The 16,771-nt window shown below is 50.2% G+C and carries 12 protein-coding genes; 5 read left to right on the top strand and 7 right to left on the bottom strand.

What is annotated here, in order from left to right; all coding sequences use genetic code 11:
- Nucleotides 1–51: 51 nt before the first annotated feature.
- Genes purF through IE094_RS09880 form a run of 3 tightly spaced genes read left to right on the top strand, consistent with a single transcriptional unit; the run spans nt 52 to nt 3,555 of the window.
- Nucleotides 52–1,524, top strand: coding sequence for an amidophosphoribosyltransferase (gene purF, locus IE094_RS09890; protein WP_189640528.1), 1,473 nt, complete (start codon nt 52–54; stop codon nt 1,522–1,524).
- Complete coding sequence (locus IE094_RS09885) at nt 1,524–2,177, top strand: SDR family NAD(P)-dependent oxidoreductase (protein ID WP_189640527.1); 654 nt, start codon at nt 1,524–1,526, stop codon at nt 2,175–2,177. The genes purF and IE094_RS09885 overlap by 1 nt, the downstream gene beginning before the upstream one ends.
- A 19-nt stretch (nt 2,178–2,196) precedes the next feature.
- Nucleotides 2,197–3,555, top strand: coding sequence for a sulfatase (locus IE094_RS09880; protein WP_189640526.1), 1,359 nt, complete (start codon nt 2,197–2,199; stop codon nt 3,553–3,555).
- On the opposite strand, the gene der is transcribed toward IE094_RS09880, so the two are convergent.
- From der to panB, 4 genes are all read right to left on the bottom strand, one after another.
- Nucleotides 3,556–5,040, bottom strand: a complete 1,485-nt coding sequence (gene der / locus IE094_RS09875) for a ribosome biogenesis GTPase Der (protein ID WP_189640525.1) — start codon at nt 5,038–5,040, stop codon at nt 3,556–3,558.
- A 50-nt stretch (nt 5,041–5,090) separates the two neighbouring features.
- Entirely contained in the window at nt 5,091–6,416 is a 1,326-nt protein-coding gene (locus IE094_RS09870) for an outer membrane protein assembly factor BamB family protein (protein WP_189640524.1), read from the bottom strand.
- A gap of 37 nt (nt 6,417–6,453) precedes the next feature.
- Entirely contained in the window at nt 6,454–7,143 is a 690-nt protein-coding gene (locus IE094_RS09865) for a tetratricopeptide repeat protein (RefSeq protein ID WP_189640523.1), read from the bottom strand.
- Between the two features lie 93 nt (nt 7,144–7,236).
- Complete coding sequence (panB, locus tag IE094_RS09860; protein ID WP_373295872.1) at nt 7,237–8,112, bottom strand: 3-methyl-2-oxobutanoate hydroxymethyltransferase; 876 nt, start codon at nt 8,110–8,112, stop codon at nt 7,237–7,239.
- 204 nt (nt 8,113–8,316) lie between these two features.
- On the opposite strand from panB, the gene IE094_RS09855 reads away from it, so the two are divergent.
- Together IE094_RS09855 and IE094_RS09850 are read left to right on the top strand one after the other, a co-directional pair.
- Complete coding sequence (locus tag IE094_RS09855) at nt 8,317–9,537, top strand: efflux RND transporter periplasmic adaptor subunit (RefSeq protein ID WP_189640522.1); 1,221 nt, start codon at nt 8,317–8,319, stop codon at nt 9,535–9,537.
- The gene (locus tag IE094_RS09850) at nt 9,534–13,007 is read left to right on the top strand and encodes an efflux RND transporter permease subunit (protein WP_189640521.1); all 3,474 of its coding nucleotides are present in this window, start codon (nt 9,534–9,536) and stop codon (nt 13,005–13,007) included. Before IE094_RS09855 ends, IE094_RS09850 begins: the two co-directional genes overlap by 4 nt.
- Before the next feature lie 39 nt (nt 13,008–13,046).
- Here the strand turns inward: IE094_RS09850 and IE094_RS09845 are convergent, their stop codons facing one another.
- The 3 genes from IE094_RS09845 to IE094_RS09835 all read right to left on the bottom strand — a co-directional run bounded on the left by IE094_RS09845 (nt 13,047) and on the right by IE094_RS09835 (nt 16,699).
- The gene (locus IE094_RS09845; RefSeq protein ID WP_189640520.1) at nt 13,047–13,706 is read right to left on the bottom strand and encodes a hypothetical protein; all 660 of its coding nucleotides are present in this window, start codon (nt 13,704–13,706) and stop codon (nt 13,047–13,049) included.
- A gap of 116 nt (nt 13,707–13,822) precedes the next feature.
- Complete coding sequence (locus IE094_RS09840; RefSeq protein ID WP_229802215.1) at nt 13,823–15,652, bottom strand: ABCB family ABC transporter ATP-binding protein/permease; 1,830 nt, start codon at nt 15,650–15,652, stop codon at nt 13,823–13,825.
- A 66-nt stretch (nt 15,653–15,718) separates the two neighbouring features.
- Entirely contained in the window at nt 15,719–16,699 is a 981-nt protein-coding gene (locus IE094_RS09835; protein ID WP_189640519.1) for an Ig-like domain-containing protein, read from the bottom strand.
- Between the last annotated feature and the right edge of the window lie 72 nt (nt 16,700–16,771).

The raw sequence follows: 16,771 nt of genomic DNA, 5'->3' as shown, positions 1-16,771 counted from the left end.
AACCCCTATAAACGGGTTGACCAAAACAGCTGCACGAGTCGGAACCCCACCATGCGCTTAAGCGATACAAAGCCTTTCCTTGCTCATCCATTTGATCACAATAAACTAAAAGAAGAATGCGGCGTTTTCGGCGTGATCGGCGTGACCGATGCGGCGAATTTTGTGGCACTTGGATTGCACGCGTTACAACATCGCGGGCAAGAGGCAGGTGGCATTGTCGCCTATGACGCCGAAAACGGGTTCAATTCGGCGCGTCGTTTCGGATACGTCCGCGATCATTTCACCAAAAAATCCTTGATGGAAACCCTGCCCGGCGAAAACGCCATTGGGCATGTGCGTTATTCCACCGCGGGGAACAAGGGCAACACCGCCATTCGCGATGTGCAACCGTTTTTCGGCGAATTTTCAATGGGTGGTTGTGCGATTGCGCATAATGGTAACCTGACCAACGCCGATACATTGCGCAAAGAATTGATCGAGCGTGGCTCTATTTTCCAAAGCTCGTCCGACAGTGAATGCATTATCCATCTGATGGCGCGTTCATTACATAAAAACCACACCAACCGCATCAAAGACGCCCTTTCCCGTGTAGAAGGGGCGTTTTCCGTTGTGGCCATGACACGCACCAAATTAATCGGTGTGCGCGATTCACGTGGTGTGCGCCCGCTTGTGTTGGGCAAAATCGGTGATGGCTACGCGCTCAGCTCGGAAACATGTGCGCTGGATATCATCGGCGCTGAATATGTGCGCGAAATCGAACCTGGCGAAATGGTCGTGATCGGCCCTGCGGGCATCGAAAGCAGCTTTCCATTTGAACGCAATGAACCACGCCCGTGTATTTTTGAACATGTATATTTTTCACGCCCAGACAGCATTCTGGGTGGGCAATCTGTGTATGAAACCCGCCGCCAGATCGGCGTTGAATTGGCACGCGAAGCACCGGTCGAGGCAGATCTAGTCTGCCCCGTTCCCGATTCAGGAACCCCCGCCGCAATTGGATACAGCCACGAAAGCGGCATCCCGTATGGCATGGGTATTATCCGCAATTCTTACATGGGGCGTACATTTATCGAACCATCCGAGCAAATCCGCAATATGGGTGTACGCCTGAAATTGAATGTCAACCGCGCCTTAATCGAAGGCAAACGCGTGATTTTGGTGGACGATAGTGTGGTGCGTGGCACAACCAGCCGCAAGATCAAGGAAATGATTTTGGATGCAGGTGCTGCCGAAGTTCATTTTCGTATCGCATCGCCACCCACAGCATGGCCATGTTTTTACGGCGTGGATACACCAGAACGAGAAAAGTTGCTGGCTGCCACAATGACCGCCGAAGAAATGCGCGAACATTTGAATGTCAAAAGCCTGAAATTTATTTCGATTGACGGGCTGTATCGTGCGACAGGTATCAAAACAGGTCGCGATAACGCAGCCCCTAAATATTGCGATGCGTGTTTCACGGGCGAATACCCAGTGGAGCCTCGCGATCAAATCGCCAAGGGTTTTAAACTGGCCGCTGAATAATGACAAAATTTTCTGGTAAAATTGCGCTGGTCACTGGTGCATCGCGTGGGTTGGGTGCGGCAATCGCCGAACACATGGCCGCACAGGGCGCCCATGTGATTGCAGTGGCACGTACATCTGGCGCGCTCGAAGAATTGGATGATCGCATTCAGGCCGCAGGTGGTAGCGCCACTTTGGCCCCGTTTGATATCACCGACGAGGGCGCATTGCAGCGTCTATGTCTGTCGATCTATGAACGCTGGGCTGGTTTGGATTATTGGATGCATTGCGCCATCCACGCCACGCCGCTCGCCCCCGTGCCCCACATCGGCGACAAAGATTGGGCCAAAAGCATAGCGGTGAACATCACCGCCACGGGGCGATTAATCGCGAATGTCGAGCCATTGTTGCAAATGAAATCTGGCACCGCCGTCCATTTTGACGATCCTGTTGTTGGCAAAAAGTTTTACGGCAACTACGGCGCGGCCAAGGCTGCACAGGGCGCATTGTTCAAAAGCTGGGCGTTGGAAACCGCCAATAGTGGTATGAGTGTCCGATCATTGGCACCAAACCCAATGCCAACCGCAACCCGCGCACGGTTTCACCCCGGCGAGGATCGCGATGCGCTGACCCACCCAAGCATAGAAGCAAAGCGTCTGTTGCAAAGCTTGTAAAACCTGCGACAGTGGCGTGATGAGCGTTGCGAAAAACATCCTATTTTTGTCAATCGAGGATTTGAACGATTGGGTTGAACCCTTGCGCGGGCATCCCCAAACGATCACGCCGAACATCACCCGATTGGCCAATCGCGGGATGTTGTTTGAAAACGCATATGCCCCCGTCCCTGCCTGTTCACCGTCACGCACAGCGACCCTGTTTGGGCAAAACCCGTGGGAAACAGGAATTTATGCGAATGCACATAAGTGGCACGATGTTTACGCAACGGGTGCACGTAAATCGCTGGTTGGTCGAATGCGCGATGCAGGATTTGATACTTATGGCGCGGGTAAGGTTTTTCACCAATCACGCGCCCATCACGATGCCAATGATTGGACAGATTACAATCTGTTAGATCAGGATAAATTTACCCCGATCAGCCGCGTTTTGAAAAACGGAGATATTGGTCATCTGTCTGATTTTGGTGCCTGTGACGATGTGGAAACCCTGAACGACGAACGCAACACTGATTGGATTTGCGACCACATGAAATCGGATGCCACAGGGCAATTCTGGGCGCTTGGGCTTTATCGTCCACATTTGCCGTTTATCGTACCTAAGCGGTTTTTCGATATGTTTGATGGCGACATCACCGATCCACCAGGATTGGGTGCGAACCAATTTGATCCTGATAATCTGTCTCCACAGGCGGAATTGCCCAAAGCGGGGCGATTTATCGCCAATCGCAATGCCAATCTTGGGCGTGCGCTGCACAAAACGGGGGAATACAAGGACTTCATTCGCGCCTATCTTGCCTCCATCGCCTATGCCGATCATTTGTTGGGGCGTGTTTTGGATCGCATGGATGAACAATCCCTTTGGGAAAACACGCTGGTGGTTTTATGGTCGGATCATGGATGGGAGCTGGGCGAAAAGCTTACCTTTCGTAAATTTTCGCTCTGGGAACGGGCGTTACGCGTACCGCTTATTTTCGCAGGAGCAGGCATTGATAAGGGTAAAACCCAAGAACCCGTGTCATTGATTGACATCGCGCCAACCCTATTCGCGCAATCTGGCCTGCCTAAACCAGATCAGTTTTCAGGACAAGACCTGTCCCCCTTATTCAAGGATCCCGATCAAACTTTGCGCGGTCATGCGGTTTCAATTTGGGGTAAAAATCTGGACAAGGCGCGGTATAAGCATGCAATATCTGTGCGCACGCGCGATTATCGCCATATCCTCTATTGGGACGGGGGGCATGAATTTTACGATCATCGGGTAGATCCGTTTGAACATTGCAATCGCTGTGATGATCCAACGATGGACGATATCATCGCAAACCATCTGGATTGTATTCCCGCCCAGATGGCCCAACCGATCACATTCAAAAGCTAGTTATTTTTGAGATTTAGGTTTGGTTCCACGGCCCACATCTTTTTGGAATTTACCCTCGATGTGTTTGTTCAACTTGGTCACACGTTTTTCTTTTTTCTCGGCATATGGATTTTTATCCGCTTGCGAGCGCATGAAAATGCGGATCGGTGTGCCCGGCATGCCCATGTCCACACGCAATCCGTTGACCAGATAACGTGAATAACTGGTTGGCAGCAAATCAGGATGCGAACACATGATCACAAAACTTGGTGGGCGTGATTTGACTTGGGTCATGTAACGCAGCCGAATGCGGCGACCACCTGGTGCGGGTGGTGGATGGCTTTCGGTCATGCCCATTAACCAGCGGTTCAAGTTTGACGTGGAAATACGTTTATTCCACACTTTGTGCACGGATAAGATTGCCTCGTGCAAACGATCAAGCCCACGTCCTGTTTTTCCAGAAATCGTCACCATCGGTGCGCCGCGCAACTGGGGCAACAGGCGTTCGAATTTTTCGCGCAAATCTTTTAATTTGGCCTGTTTTTCGGTTTCTACATCCCATTTATTCACCGCAACAACAACGGCACGGCCTTCGCGTTCGGCCAGATCGGCGATGCGCAAATCCTGTTGTTCAAACGGAATTGCAGCGTCAAGCAGAACAACAACCACCTCAGAAAATTTCACCGCACGCAGGCCATCGGAAACAGAAAGCTTTTCCAGCTTTTCTTGAACCTTGGCTTTTTTACGCATCCCCGCCGTGTCCCAAATCCGAAACGGCACACCGTCCCAGTTGTGATTGACAGAAATTGAATCGCGCGTGATCCCTGCCTCTGGACCCGTTAACAGGCGGTCATGGCCGAGGATTTGATTGATCAGCGTTGATTTACCCGCGTTCGGGCGGCCAACAACGGAAATTTGCAACGGGCGTTTTTCGGAAAATGTGATTTCCTCGCCTTCGTCATCTTCGTCCAGAACAACATCGGTTTCAGGTTCAAATTCACGGTCTTTAAATTCAGCGGCGATTGGCATCAACACTTCTTGCAAATCGGCCATACCTTCGCCGTGTTCTGCGGACAATTGCAAAGGCTCACCGAGCCCCAACGAATATGCATCGAAAAAACCAGTTTCGCCTGCGCGGCCTTCGGCCTTGTTCACACCCAAAATGACGCGGGCGTTTTTCTTGCGCAAAATTTCGGCGAAAACACGATCGGCGGGCAATACGCCTGCGCGCCCATCAATCATGAACAAACAAACATCGGACATGTCCACAGCGCGTTCCGTTAACATACGCATACGCCCTTGTAGGCTTTCGTCTGTTGCCTCTTCTAACCCTGCGGTATCGACCACGGTGAATTTTAATGGCCCAAGGCGTGCGTCGCCTTCGCGCAAATCACGCGTAACCCCTGGTTGATCATCAACCAGCGCCAGCTTTCGCCCGACCAAACGGTTAAACAGCGTTGATTTCCCAACATTCGGGCGACCAACAATCGCAAGTGTAAAAGACATGATTTTGCCTGTGTGTTAAAGTGTAGCACGCCCCATACAGTTAATTGAACCTATTGGAAAGCGTGCAATTGACCTTTGTTCGATAGAATATACAGCACACCCGCCGCGATTGCTGGCTGTGATGCAGCACCGTTTGGGATATTTGCGCTGGAAACCAGATTGCCGTTTGTTGGGTCAAAGCTTCGCAATTGACCATCGCTGCCAGCGACGATCACACGACCACCCGCAACAACAGGGCCATAATGAGCATATGCACCGCGTTTACGTTTGATGTTTTTATATTTTGGCAGCTCTTGCGACCAGATCACAGATCCATCCGCGGCATTCAAACGTTTCAAATTGTTTTGATCAGTCACAACGAAAACCGAATTTCCCGCCGGCCAAACGGGGCCAAGTGCGCCTTCGTCAATTGTCCACAGACGTTCGCCTGTGCGGCGGTTCAATGCCGTAAGACGACCAGATTGTTTACCTGCATAAACCACATCACCCGAAACCACCGGTTCGCCAGAAAACGCATCAACAAATCCGCGCGCGCTGCCCAAACGATAGCCCGACACGACTTGTGTCCATAATTGCAAACCGCTATCCATCAAATTGGCCGAAATTTCACCAGTCGCGAAAGGTAAATATGTAATCTTACCAGCCGCGGCAGGGCTACCTGTGCCGATCACACCAGCGCCTGATTGTGCGGTATCTTTTTCCCACGCGATGCGCCCGTTTGACAATTCCAAGGCAACCGCCTTGTTATTGCCAGCGATTAATATCGCTTTGCCATTTGTGACCAATGGCGCGCTTGAAACAGATGCGTGCACACGGTGGCTCCAGCGTTTTGTCCCTGTGGCAGGGTCCATTGCGTACACTTCGCCATATCCTGTGGTCGCAACCAAAATGCCATCACCATAGGCCAATCCGCCGCCAGAAATGGAATCTTTGGTATCTGTGGACGCCGAAATATCTACAGACCATAATGCGCCACCCGATGTGGAAAATGCAGATAGTCGCCCATCCGCATCCATTGCGAACACACGCCCATCGGCGATCACCGGATCAGCAGACAATCGCAACCGCGCGTTCGTACCCGTGCCAATATCACGCGACCAGCGTAATGTGGGGGCTGTTGATAATGCGGGGTGGGTGATCGCATGTGCTGTTGTGCCATTGCGATGTGTCCAATTGGCATTCGATCGCGCGGCCGATAGCGAAATTGGCTGTCCGTTCACTGCATTCAGTGCAGTTTCATCCGTAACACCAGCGGTTTCGCTGTTATCCGCGCGTAAATCAAACCGTTCACCTTGCAGAATCTCTTCTTTGCGAGAACAGCCCGTGATCAGGACAGCCAGAGTAACCACACTTATCAAGCATTTATTCAATTGCATGTTTACACCAATCGCCTTTGTCACTGTTTAAAATAGTTTATTGCGCTTGCACGCCATTTGAAAGCATTTCCGCAATATCGGGCAATGTGCCGCCCAGCGCGATAATGGATTGCCGGGCGCGTTCGCTCATGGCGTTGCTGACTTGTGGTTCCAGCAATAATGCTTGGAATTGCTTAATCGCATCATCCGTTTTGCCCGCATCCATCATTGCCAGCGCTTTTTGTTCCAAAGCAACGGCGCGAAACGCAGCACCTGGTTTTGCCAAAACATCCAACGCCAAAATGCGTTTGCCATATTCGGTTTCCGAACCGCGCAGCATCAATGATTTCAACATTGCCAATTCACGGTAAATTTCAGGTGCAGCACCATCAAGTGCAAGTGTATCCAGAATATCCAAGGCCCCAGCCTTGTCATCATTATCGGCCAAAACAGCAGCGCGTTGAATTTCGATCAACGCAGCAGCACCACCCGCATCTGGTAAAATCGCGGCCAATGCATCGGCTTGTTGCACGTTACCATCTGTTTCCAATGCTGCCGCGATGCGATCACCCAATTCTTCTGCATTGGATGCTTTGGATGCTTTGGACCATTCAGAATAGGCCGTGCCGCCAACGATGGCGACAATTAACAAACCAGCAATCCAGCCGTATTTTTTGAAATATCCGTAAAGTTGGTCTTTGCGAACCTCTTCGGACACTTCTTCGATAAAGGAATCTGTATTGCTCACGTTTTGCTCCTGCGTATTTCTGCGGGGAAACTAGCGTAAATCGCGTGGGAAAGCCAAGCAGATAAACGCATATCCATCAGGTCTCTTGAAACCCTAGTCTGCTTTCATCTTATAGGTATAATCATCGCTTGGAAATTTACGTTCGCGCACTTCGGATGAATAACGTTCCACCGCATCGCGCATCATTTCTTCCATGTTGCCATAGCGTTTGACGAATGTTGGTACACGAGGGAACAGGCCAATCATGTCCTCGAACACCAATATTTGCCCGTCACATTCCACACTGGCACCAATGCCAATGGTTGGAATGCCAACTGATTTGGTGATTTTATTGGCCAATCGCACCGCCACACCTTCGACAACCACAGAAAATGCGCCCGCCTCTTCGACAGCTTGTGCATCTTTGATAACTTCGTCGAACTGATCTTTTTCACGCACGGCCTTGAACCCACCCGCCGTGTTCATCTGTTGGGGCATCAAACCAACATGCGCCATCACAGGAATACCACGGTTGGTAAGGTGGCGAATGGTTGGTGCCATTTCACGCCCGCCTTCCAATTTAACCGCCGTACAACCCGTTTCCTTGATCAACCGCGCCGCGTTTCGAAATGCAACCTCTGGGCTTTCTTCGAAACTTCCAAATGGCATATCGACCACGACCAATGCTTTTTCAGCACCGCGCATTACGGCCTGACCATGCATAATCATATGTTCCATGGTCACACCCAATGTATTGGGCATACCGTGGATCACCATACCCAGACTGTCGCCTACCAAAATCATATCCGCCTGTTCATCCACAATATGGGCCACATGTGCGGTATAGGCAGTAAGGCAAACCAATGGTCTTCCACCCTTGGCGGCGGTAAACGCAGGCACGGTCATTTTTTTGCGCTTTGGCATTGTTTCCGACACTTGTTCAGGATCAGAAACCGCAGATTTTTTTGAAATTGTGCTGGTGGTTGACATGTGCTGCCTCTTATTGTTTCGCTCTGCTTTATATATAAGCAAAGTTTTATCATTGCGACTCTAAACCACAACGCTCACAGATACACTGTTGATATATTACAAAAGTCATATAAAAGTAAGCATTGCTAACAGCTGCAACTTAAGGCTGATATTTCGCAAAAAATAAGTTAAGTCAGTTACAAATTCACGAACCACGGGTCTCTTATGAAAATTTCATCAATCATCACTGCAATCTTGGTCTGTGTTGCAACATTTTTCCTAATTATGAAGCGTGATTTTGTGATGGAATTGGTTCGCGGAAACGCCGCAGAGCAATTATCCGCCGCACAAGAAGCGTTAAAACTCGCCGAAGAAGACGCCGCCACTGCCGCAAGCGAATTTGATGCAGCCCGCGCCAAACGCGATGCCGCGAATGCGGTTGTTCAAAACGCCAAAATGGCACTGGCGACCAGTGACGACGCGCCTGCAACAGAAACCTCTGACAAAATTTCAGTGCTCGCGATGAAATCTACCGCACAAGATGTGACCAGCGGGATATTGTTACGCGGTGAAACCACCGCGTACAAATTCGTAGAAGTTAAGGCCGAAACATCTGGCACCGTTATTTCGCAACCTTTGCGCAAGGGTACATTGGTGGAACAGGGCGAATTGTTATGTGAACTGGACCCAGGCACCAAAGCGTCTGCATTAGCAGAGGCACAAGCGCGCCTTGCCGAAGCCCAAAACAACAGCAAAACCAGCGAAGATTTGGTCAAAAAAGGGTTCGCATCTGAAACCCAAGTCATCAGCCGCAAAGCTGCATTAGAAGCCGCGCAAGCATCCGTGATCCGTGCGAATAAAGACATCGAAAATTTACAAATCACCGCACCGTTTTCGGGATTGCTGGAATCTGATGCCGCTGAATTTGGTGATCTGCTGCTGGCGGGTTCCACATGTGCCACGGTAATCGCGCTCGATCCGATTAAATTGACAGGTTATGCCACGGAACAACAGGTTGCGAAAATCGCCGTGGGCGCCCCCGCATTGGCCAGCTTGATCACAGGTGATCAGGTCCAAGGGAAAGTTACCTATATTTCACGTTCTGCCGATCAAATCACACGCACATTTTTGGTGGAAACCACGGTTCCAAACCCATTATTGAAAATGCGCGATGGATCTACTGCGGATATCTACATTGGGCTTGATGGCACCAAGGGGCATTTGTTGCCCCAATCTGCGATGACATTGGATGGCGATGGGCGCTTTGGCATTCGCGCCGCGGTCGATGGACATGCGCAATTCATGCCCGTTCAAATGATCAGAGACACGCCAGACGGTATCTGGGTGACAGGGTTGCCAGAAAATATCGACGTGATTGTGTTGGGTCATGAATATGTTGTCACTGGCACACCAGTTGAGGTGACATATAAAGGCGACAAATCATGACGGGGATAATTGATTGGGCCATTGAGCGTGCGCGCATGATTGTTGCGCTCGTGCTTTTATCACTTGGCGCGGGTATTCTGGCCTATACTGGGCTTCCAAAAGAGGGTGAACCGGATATCGACATCCCGGCCTTGTTCGTTTCAGTCCCCTTCCCCGGCATTTCCGCACAAGATTCCGAAAAGCTATTGGTCAAACCGCTTGAAAGCAAACTTAAGGGCTTGGACGGTTTAAAAACCATTTCAGGCACTGCCGCCGAAGGTTATGGCGGTGTCGCGCTTGAATTCGAGTTTGGCTGGGATAAAGCCGCCGTCATCGCCGATGTGCGTGACAAAGTTAATCAGGCCGAAGCCGATTTTCCAGATGGTGCAGATCAATACACAATCAACGAAATCAACTTTTCCGAATTTCCAATTGTGGTTGTGTCCCTGTCGGGCAACATTCCGGAACGCACCATGTTGCGCGTGGCCACCGATTTACAAGATCGTATCGAGGCCATGTCCGGAGTACTGGAAGCAGGGCTCGCAGGACATCGCGATGAAATGCTTGAGGTTCTGATCGATCCGCTCAAGCTAGAAGCATATAACGTCACTGCCAGCGAATTGATCAACGTTGTGAACAACAACAACCTGTTGATCGCAGCGGGCGAATTGGAAACCAAAACGGGGGCGTTTAGCTTCAAAATCCCATCGTCATTTGATGAACCACAGGATGTTTATTCCCTGCCTGTCAAGGTGAATGGTGATCGCGTTATCACGCTGGGTGATCTGGCTGAAATTCGTCTCACGTTTGAGGATCGCGCAGGAACGGCACGGTTTAACGGCAACAGTACCGTCGCGTTACAAGTTGTGAAACGCAAAGGCGTCAATCTGATCGAAACCGTAAGCTTGGTAAAAGAAGAGGTCGCCGCCGCCGTTGATGAATGGCCCCAAGAATTGCGCGATGCAATTGCGATCAACTATTCCACAGACCAATCCATTCAGGTCGGCGGCATGGTCAGCCAGCTTGAATCGTCGGTCTTTACCGCGATTGCGCTGGTGATGATTGTGATCTTAGCCGCGCTTGGCGTGCGATCCGCGCTCTTGGTTGGGTTTGCCATTCCAACGTCGTTCCTGTTGGCCTTTGCCATCATGGGCACCACGGGGATCGCAATTTCAAACATCGTGATGTTTGGTCTGATCCTTGCGGTTGGTATGCTGGTGGATGGCGCCATCGTTGTGGTGGAATATGCCGATAAAAAGATAACAGAGGGCGTGGGCCCGATGAAAGCATATGGTATGGCCGCCAAACGCATGTTCTGGCCGATCGTGTCGTCCACGGCGACAACGCTTTGTGCATTTTTGCCCATGTTGTTTTGGCCCGGTGTCCCTGGTGAATTCATGGGCATGTTGCCCGTGACCTTGATCTATGTCCTAACTGCATCATTGTTGGTGGCGCTTGTATATCTGCCGGTAATCGGTGGCATTGCGGGGCGTTTTTCACGCGGCGTCGGCGGTAGCGCGCGTTGGTTGCGCGCAAAATTCCATTGGACAGTCCGTTTTGCATTATTGGTCGGCGCTGCATGCGTGTTGGTGTTTGGGTTGATGACACTGCTGGGTGGCAACATCCTGTTTGGTGCGATTTTGTTCATTGTCGGCTGTGTTGGGGGTTCAACCCTTGGCCATGCCCTGCGCCACGGTGCGCGTGAAAAACCGATTAAGGGTGGATATCAGCGAAACTGGTTTGGTCATTTCATCCATTTCATCGTTGGTAATCCCATCATGCCCGTGGTGACATTGGCAGCAACGGGTTTCTTTGTGATGACCGTGTTTGGAATTTTTGGCAAAAACAACAATGGTGTTGAGTTTTTTGTTGAAACCGAACCTGAGAACGCCATTGTTTATGTCCGCGCACGCGGCAATTTTTCCCTGCCCGAAAAAGACGCGCTGGTGCAACAAGTCGAAGAACTGATGCAAGGCGTCGAGGGTATCAAAAACGTATTCGCCTTTGCTGGTGAGGGTGGATTGAATAACAACACAGGCGGTGCACAAGCCCCCCTTGATACCGTCGGACAGGTGCAGGTCGAGCTGACAGAATGGGATACGCGCCTCTCTGGCCCCACGGGCACTGAAATCATCGACGACATTTCAAATCGTATCGCTAAAATAGCAGGTGTTCAGGCGGAAATCTTGGTGCTTGAAATGGGTCCTGCGTCTGGCAAACCACTGGCGTTGCGAATCAAGGGCCAAGATTGGCAAGATTTGATGGATGCCGCCGCAATCGTGCGCACAAAATTCGAAAATACCGACGCCGCAGTCAAAATCGAGGACACACGCCCCCTGCCGGGCATTGATTGGGAAATAGATGTCGATGTTGAAAAAGCAGGGCGCTATCAAGCCGATGTGGCCCAAGTGGGCGCGATGGTGCAGCTGGTCACGCGCGGATTGCAACTGGGCACAATGCGCGTTGACACATCCGACGATGAAATCGACATTCGCGTACGCTTACCCGAAAAAGACCGCTTAATTTCTACGCTGGAAACACTGCGCGTGCGCACATCCAGTGGTCTGATCCCGATATCAAATTTCATCACACTCGAACCCGTGCAAAAGCTGGGGCAAATTGATCGCGTCGATTCAAAACGTTATTTCGATGTTAAGGCCGATGTAATTGATGGCGCCAACGCAAACGAAGAAATTGCCAAACTAACAACATGGTTAGAAACCGAAAATCCCCTGCCCGCGGGTATTGATTACGAATGGAAGGGCGACCAAGCCGAACAAGAGGAAAGCCAAGCATTTTTAAGCCAAGCATTCATCGGTGCGCTTGGCCTCATGTTCGTGATCTTACTGGCACAATTTAACAGCGTTTATAACGCCATCTTGGTGTTGTTGGCGGTGATCCTGTCAACCACGGGTGTGTTGATCGGCATGTTGATTATGGATCAACCGTTTTCGATCATCATGACGGGTACAGGGATTGTCGCACTTGCGGGGATCGTGGTGAATAACAACATCGTATTGATTGATACCTATCAAGAATACGCCGCATATATGCCAAAACTCACGGCGATTACGCGCACCGCTCAGGATCGCATTCGCCCTGTATTTTTGACCACTGTCACCACAATTGCGGGACTAACACCCATGGTTTTGGGGTTGTCGATTGATTTTTATAACGGTGGTTATACGATTGATGCCCCCACCGCGCTGTGGTGGAAACAGCTATCAACGGCGGTGGTGTTTGGTCTGGGGCTTGCCACTGTGTTAACCTTGGTCGTCACACCGTCCCTATTGGCGCTACGCGTTTGGTTTAACAAAGGTGTTTATAATTCATCCGCGTGGATGGGCACGATAACCGGTGGGCGCAACAGCCGCGTTGGCCGCGATCGAACATTGCAAAAATCCACGAAAAAAGCATCACTTGGCACTGTGTCATGGGATGATGACAACGTGGATGATGGAAACGTTACCAAGCTGAACGCAGCGGAGTAATCAGCTTATTATGTGAATAAATCAGTCAAGAAAGCTTGGTTAGGGTGCTGCCTGCGAAGGAGGTGAACACATTCCAACCAAATTGCATATCTTTTCAAAGAACGCATCCGTCGCGTCCAACATCCAATTCGCGAGATGCAATACATTAAGAACTGCGTTCCACCAATTTGCTGGCAACAGGCTCGAAAGGGCTTGCACAACTTGTCCATAAACTCCATTCGCAATATCCGTTGCAGCGTTAGTAACCGAAGCGACAAAACCCTTGAAATCATACTCTCCAGTAGGTGCAATCGGAACGCCTAAGTGAACCAATATAGTTGAGACGACGGTCTTAACCACCATTTTACAAAGCTTACAGGGAAAGCCCTTAAATGCGCTCGCAAAACCACTCCGAACCTGCGAAATAATGACTTTCGCTTTTGCAAAACCTTTTGCTTTGAATCTAAATAGTAACTTGCGCGACTGTTTTGTAATTCCCGTAAAAATCGTGCCGCGTGCATTACGAATACTTTGCTCCAAATGCACTTCTGAAAATTGCTCGATTTCACCAAGTTCGTTCTGAATTACAACCAGAGTATCTGCTTCAAATGGTTCCAGTAATCTGTTCAATATGACTTCATCGTCGTTTAATTCGATAAGAATTTCTTCGACTACAATTTCATCAGATTGGTATTTTTCTGAAGTAACAAGATGTGACATTGTGTTGGCTCCCATACGAAAAATAATATTAATTATAACTGGGCGTATCGAGGTTACGTCAAGCGATATCGCGCCAGCACCACAACCAGTCACCTTCAACAATGTCAGCGATTACCTCAAGCAACGCCCTGCTCTTCCTCTGCAATTTGGTTTTGCCACATCTGTGCGTAACGCCCGTTTTGCGCCAGCAGGTCATCATGTGTGCCACGCTCGGAAACTTTGCCTGCCTCTAGCACCACAATTTCATCGGCATCCACCACCGTGGACAGACGATGCGCGATGGTGATCACGGTGCGTCCACGGCCAAGACCGCGCAGGGATTCTTGGATATCGCGCTCGGTCTCGGTATCCAGCGCTGATGTCGCCTCGTCCAGTACCAGAATTGGCGGATCTTTCAGCAAGGTGCGCGCAATGCCCACGCGTTGCTTTTCACCGCCTGATAATTTCAAACCCCGTTCGCCCACGGTGGTTTGATATCCATCTGGCAGGCTCATGACAAAATCATGGATTTTGGCGGATTTGGCGGCGGCAACGATTTCATTCTGGCTTGCCCCATCACGACCATAGGCGATGTTATACCCGATTGTATCGTTAAACAGCACCGTATCCTGTGGCACAATCCCCAGCATCATATGCAGGCTTGATTGCGTCACATCACGAATGTCTTGGCCGTCAATTTTCACACCGCCCCCGTCGACATCATAAAAACGGAATAACAACCGCCCGATGGTGGATTTTCCCGAACCAGATGGTCCAACAACTGCCAATGTTTTGCCCGCCTCAACCGTGATGTTGAGATCATCCAAAATCTGACGATCTGCGTTATAGCCAAAATCAATTCCGTCAAATTCAATTTGGCCACCTGATACGCGCAATGATTTGGCGTTTGGTTTATCTACCACTTCGGCGGGTTGTTCCAACAGTTCAAACATTTCAGACATATCGACCAATGCTTGGCGAATTTCGCGATACACTGTGCCAAGGAAATTCAACGGCATCGTAATCTGGATCATATATGCATTGACCATCACGAAATCGCCTACGGTCAAATCGCCACGCTGCACGCCAAACGCCGCCATCACCATCACACCAACCAGACCAACAGTAATAAAGAGCGATTGCCCGAAATTCAGAAATGCGAGGGAATAGTTGGTTTTCAACGCCGCCGCCTCGTATCCACGCATGCTTTCGTCATAACGCATGGCTTCGCGTTCTTCGGCGCCGAAATATTTCACGGTTTCAAAATTAAGCAGACTATCAATTGCTTTTTGATTGGCGTCTGTGTCTTGGTCGTTCATTTCCTTGCGAATTTTGACGCGCCATTCGGTGACGGCAAAGGTAAACCAAATGTAAATCCCGATGGTGACAACCACCACCGCCAAATACCAAACATCAAAGACGAAAAACAAAATGCCTGCGATGAACAACAATTCCAAAATCAACGGGCCAATGGAAAACAGCATGAAGCGGAGTAGGAATTCAACGCCCTTAACCCCGCGTTCAATAATCCGGCTCAGCCCCCCCGTTTTACGCGTGATGTGGTATCGCAGGCTTAAACGGTGCATATGGCGAAACGTTTCCAACGCCAATTGGCGCAAGGCACGCTGTCCAACACGTGCAAAAATCACATCGCGCAGCTGGTTAAATCCCACGGACATCAATCGCAAAACACCATATGCAACAGTTAACCCAACCGCACCTGCGGTCAGCATAAACACGGTGTTCGGCTCGCCCTGTTCAGGTGCGAGTGCATCCACCGCACCTTTGTAAAAAAACGGGGTGATAACGGAAACAATCTTGGCCAGAACCAGCGAAATCATCGCCAATACAACGCGGACTTTTACCCAAGAATGTTCGGCTGGCCACAGGTATGGCAATACTTTTTGGACGACATTTATGGCTTGTTTTTTGTCAACGGTTTGCTGGGTATTGGTGGATTTGCGCAAGGGATATTTCCTTTATTCATCGTGCCTGATCGGAAACTACGCCCCAGCACCCAGAATGACCAGTGCCTAGTTCGGCAATGTGAACACTTGTCCAGGATAAATCAGATCGGGGTCTTTGATTGTGTCGCGATTGGCGTCATATATCTGCACAAACCGTGTCCCCGCGCCATATTTTTGTTTCGCCAATGCCCAAAGCGTAAAACCAGGTTGAATAGTGACACTATCGCGCAGCGTATCGCCATCGGGGATTTCACGTTTAAACGGGCTCTCGATCCGCGATGTCACCGCACCCGTTTCTGAAATAGAATCGATACGCACGGTATAAATTCCCTCGTCCACATCTGGCAGGGCAACAGACCAGCGCCCATTATCAATCTGTCCTATTTCTTGGGGTTCGTTGTTCACGTACACGCGCACGGAATTATCGGCAACACCGCGCCCTGAAAACACCACATCACCCGTGGCGGCATAATCAATCGTGTCCAATGTGATTTCGCTGACAACACTAGGCGATTGGGATTGATCCACTTGATGGGATGGGGTGGTGATTACCTGCCCATCCTGCGTGCCAACAATCATCGGGGTTGCGTTGGTTTCAGGGGCGATTGGCATCACTAAAAAACTATCATCCGATGTCGCGCCATCCTGTTCGGATTTCAATCGCAGCGTGGTTGGTTCATCCCCCGTTGGCACATCCAACAGCGCCACAAAATTTCCATCCGCGCCCACCTCTGCTTGGCCTAATTCCTGACCATTGCCCGTGACGGTAATGGTGCTGGATGGTTCACCGCGCCCCGCAATGACCGCGCCCCCGGTTTCATCAACGCGCACCACATCGAATGTGAGTGGCGTGGGTTCCACACTGGGTTCAACGGAAACGGTTGTTTCAGGCTCTTTTTCAACGGCTGTTGACGTATCCGCCACCTGCACCGCAGAATCTGGAATGAATGATTGCGCTATCCAAACAATCACCGCCAACAGGATCACTGCTGCTATCAGCACTCCGTATTTTCCCTTGTTCGAAACAGTGTTAATTTCGTCGTTCATATAACCCACCCGCGTGACATTCGGTTTCACACAACTATAATGCCATAAAACGTATTCTCCCTAGTTTTTTCA

It is taken from the genome of Paramylibacter ulvae (genome assembly GCF_014652655.1).
In the GTDB taxonomy this organism is placed as follows: domain Bacteria; phylum Pseudomonadota; class Alphaproteobacteria; order Rhodobacterales; family Rhodobacteraceae; genus Amylibacter; species Amylibacter ulvae.
Note: the sequence above shows the minus strand (reverse complement) of the source record. Positions and strands in the feature narration are given on the sequence as shown.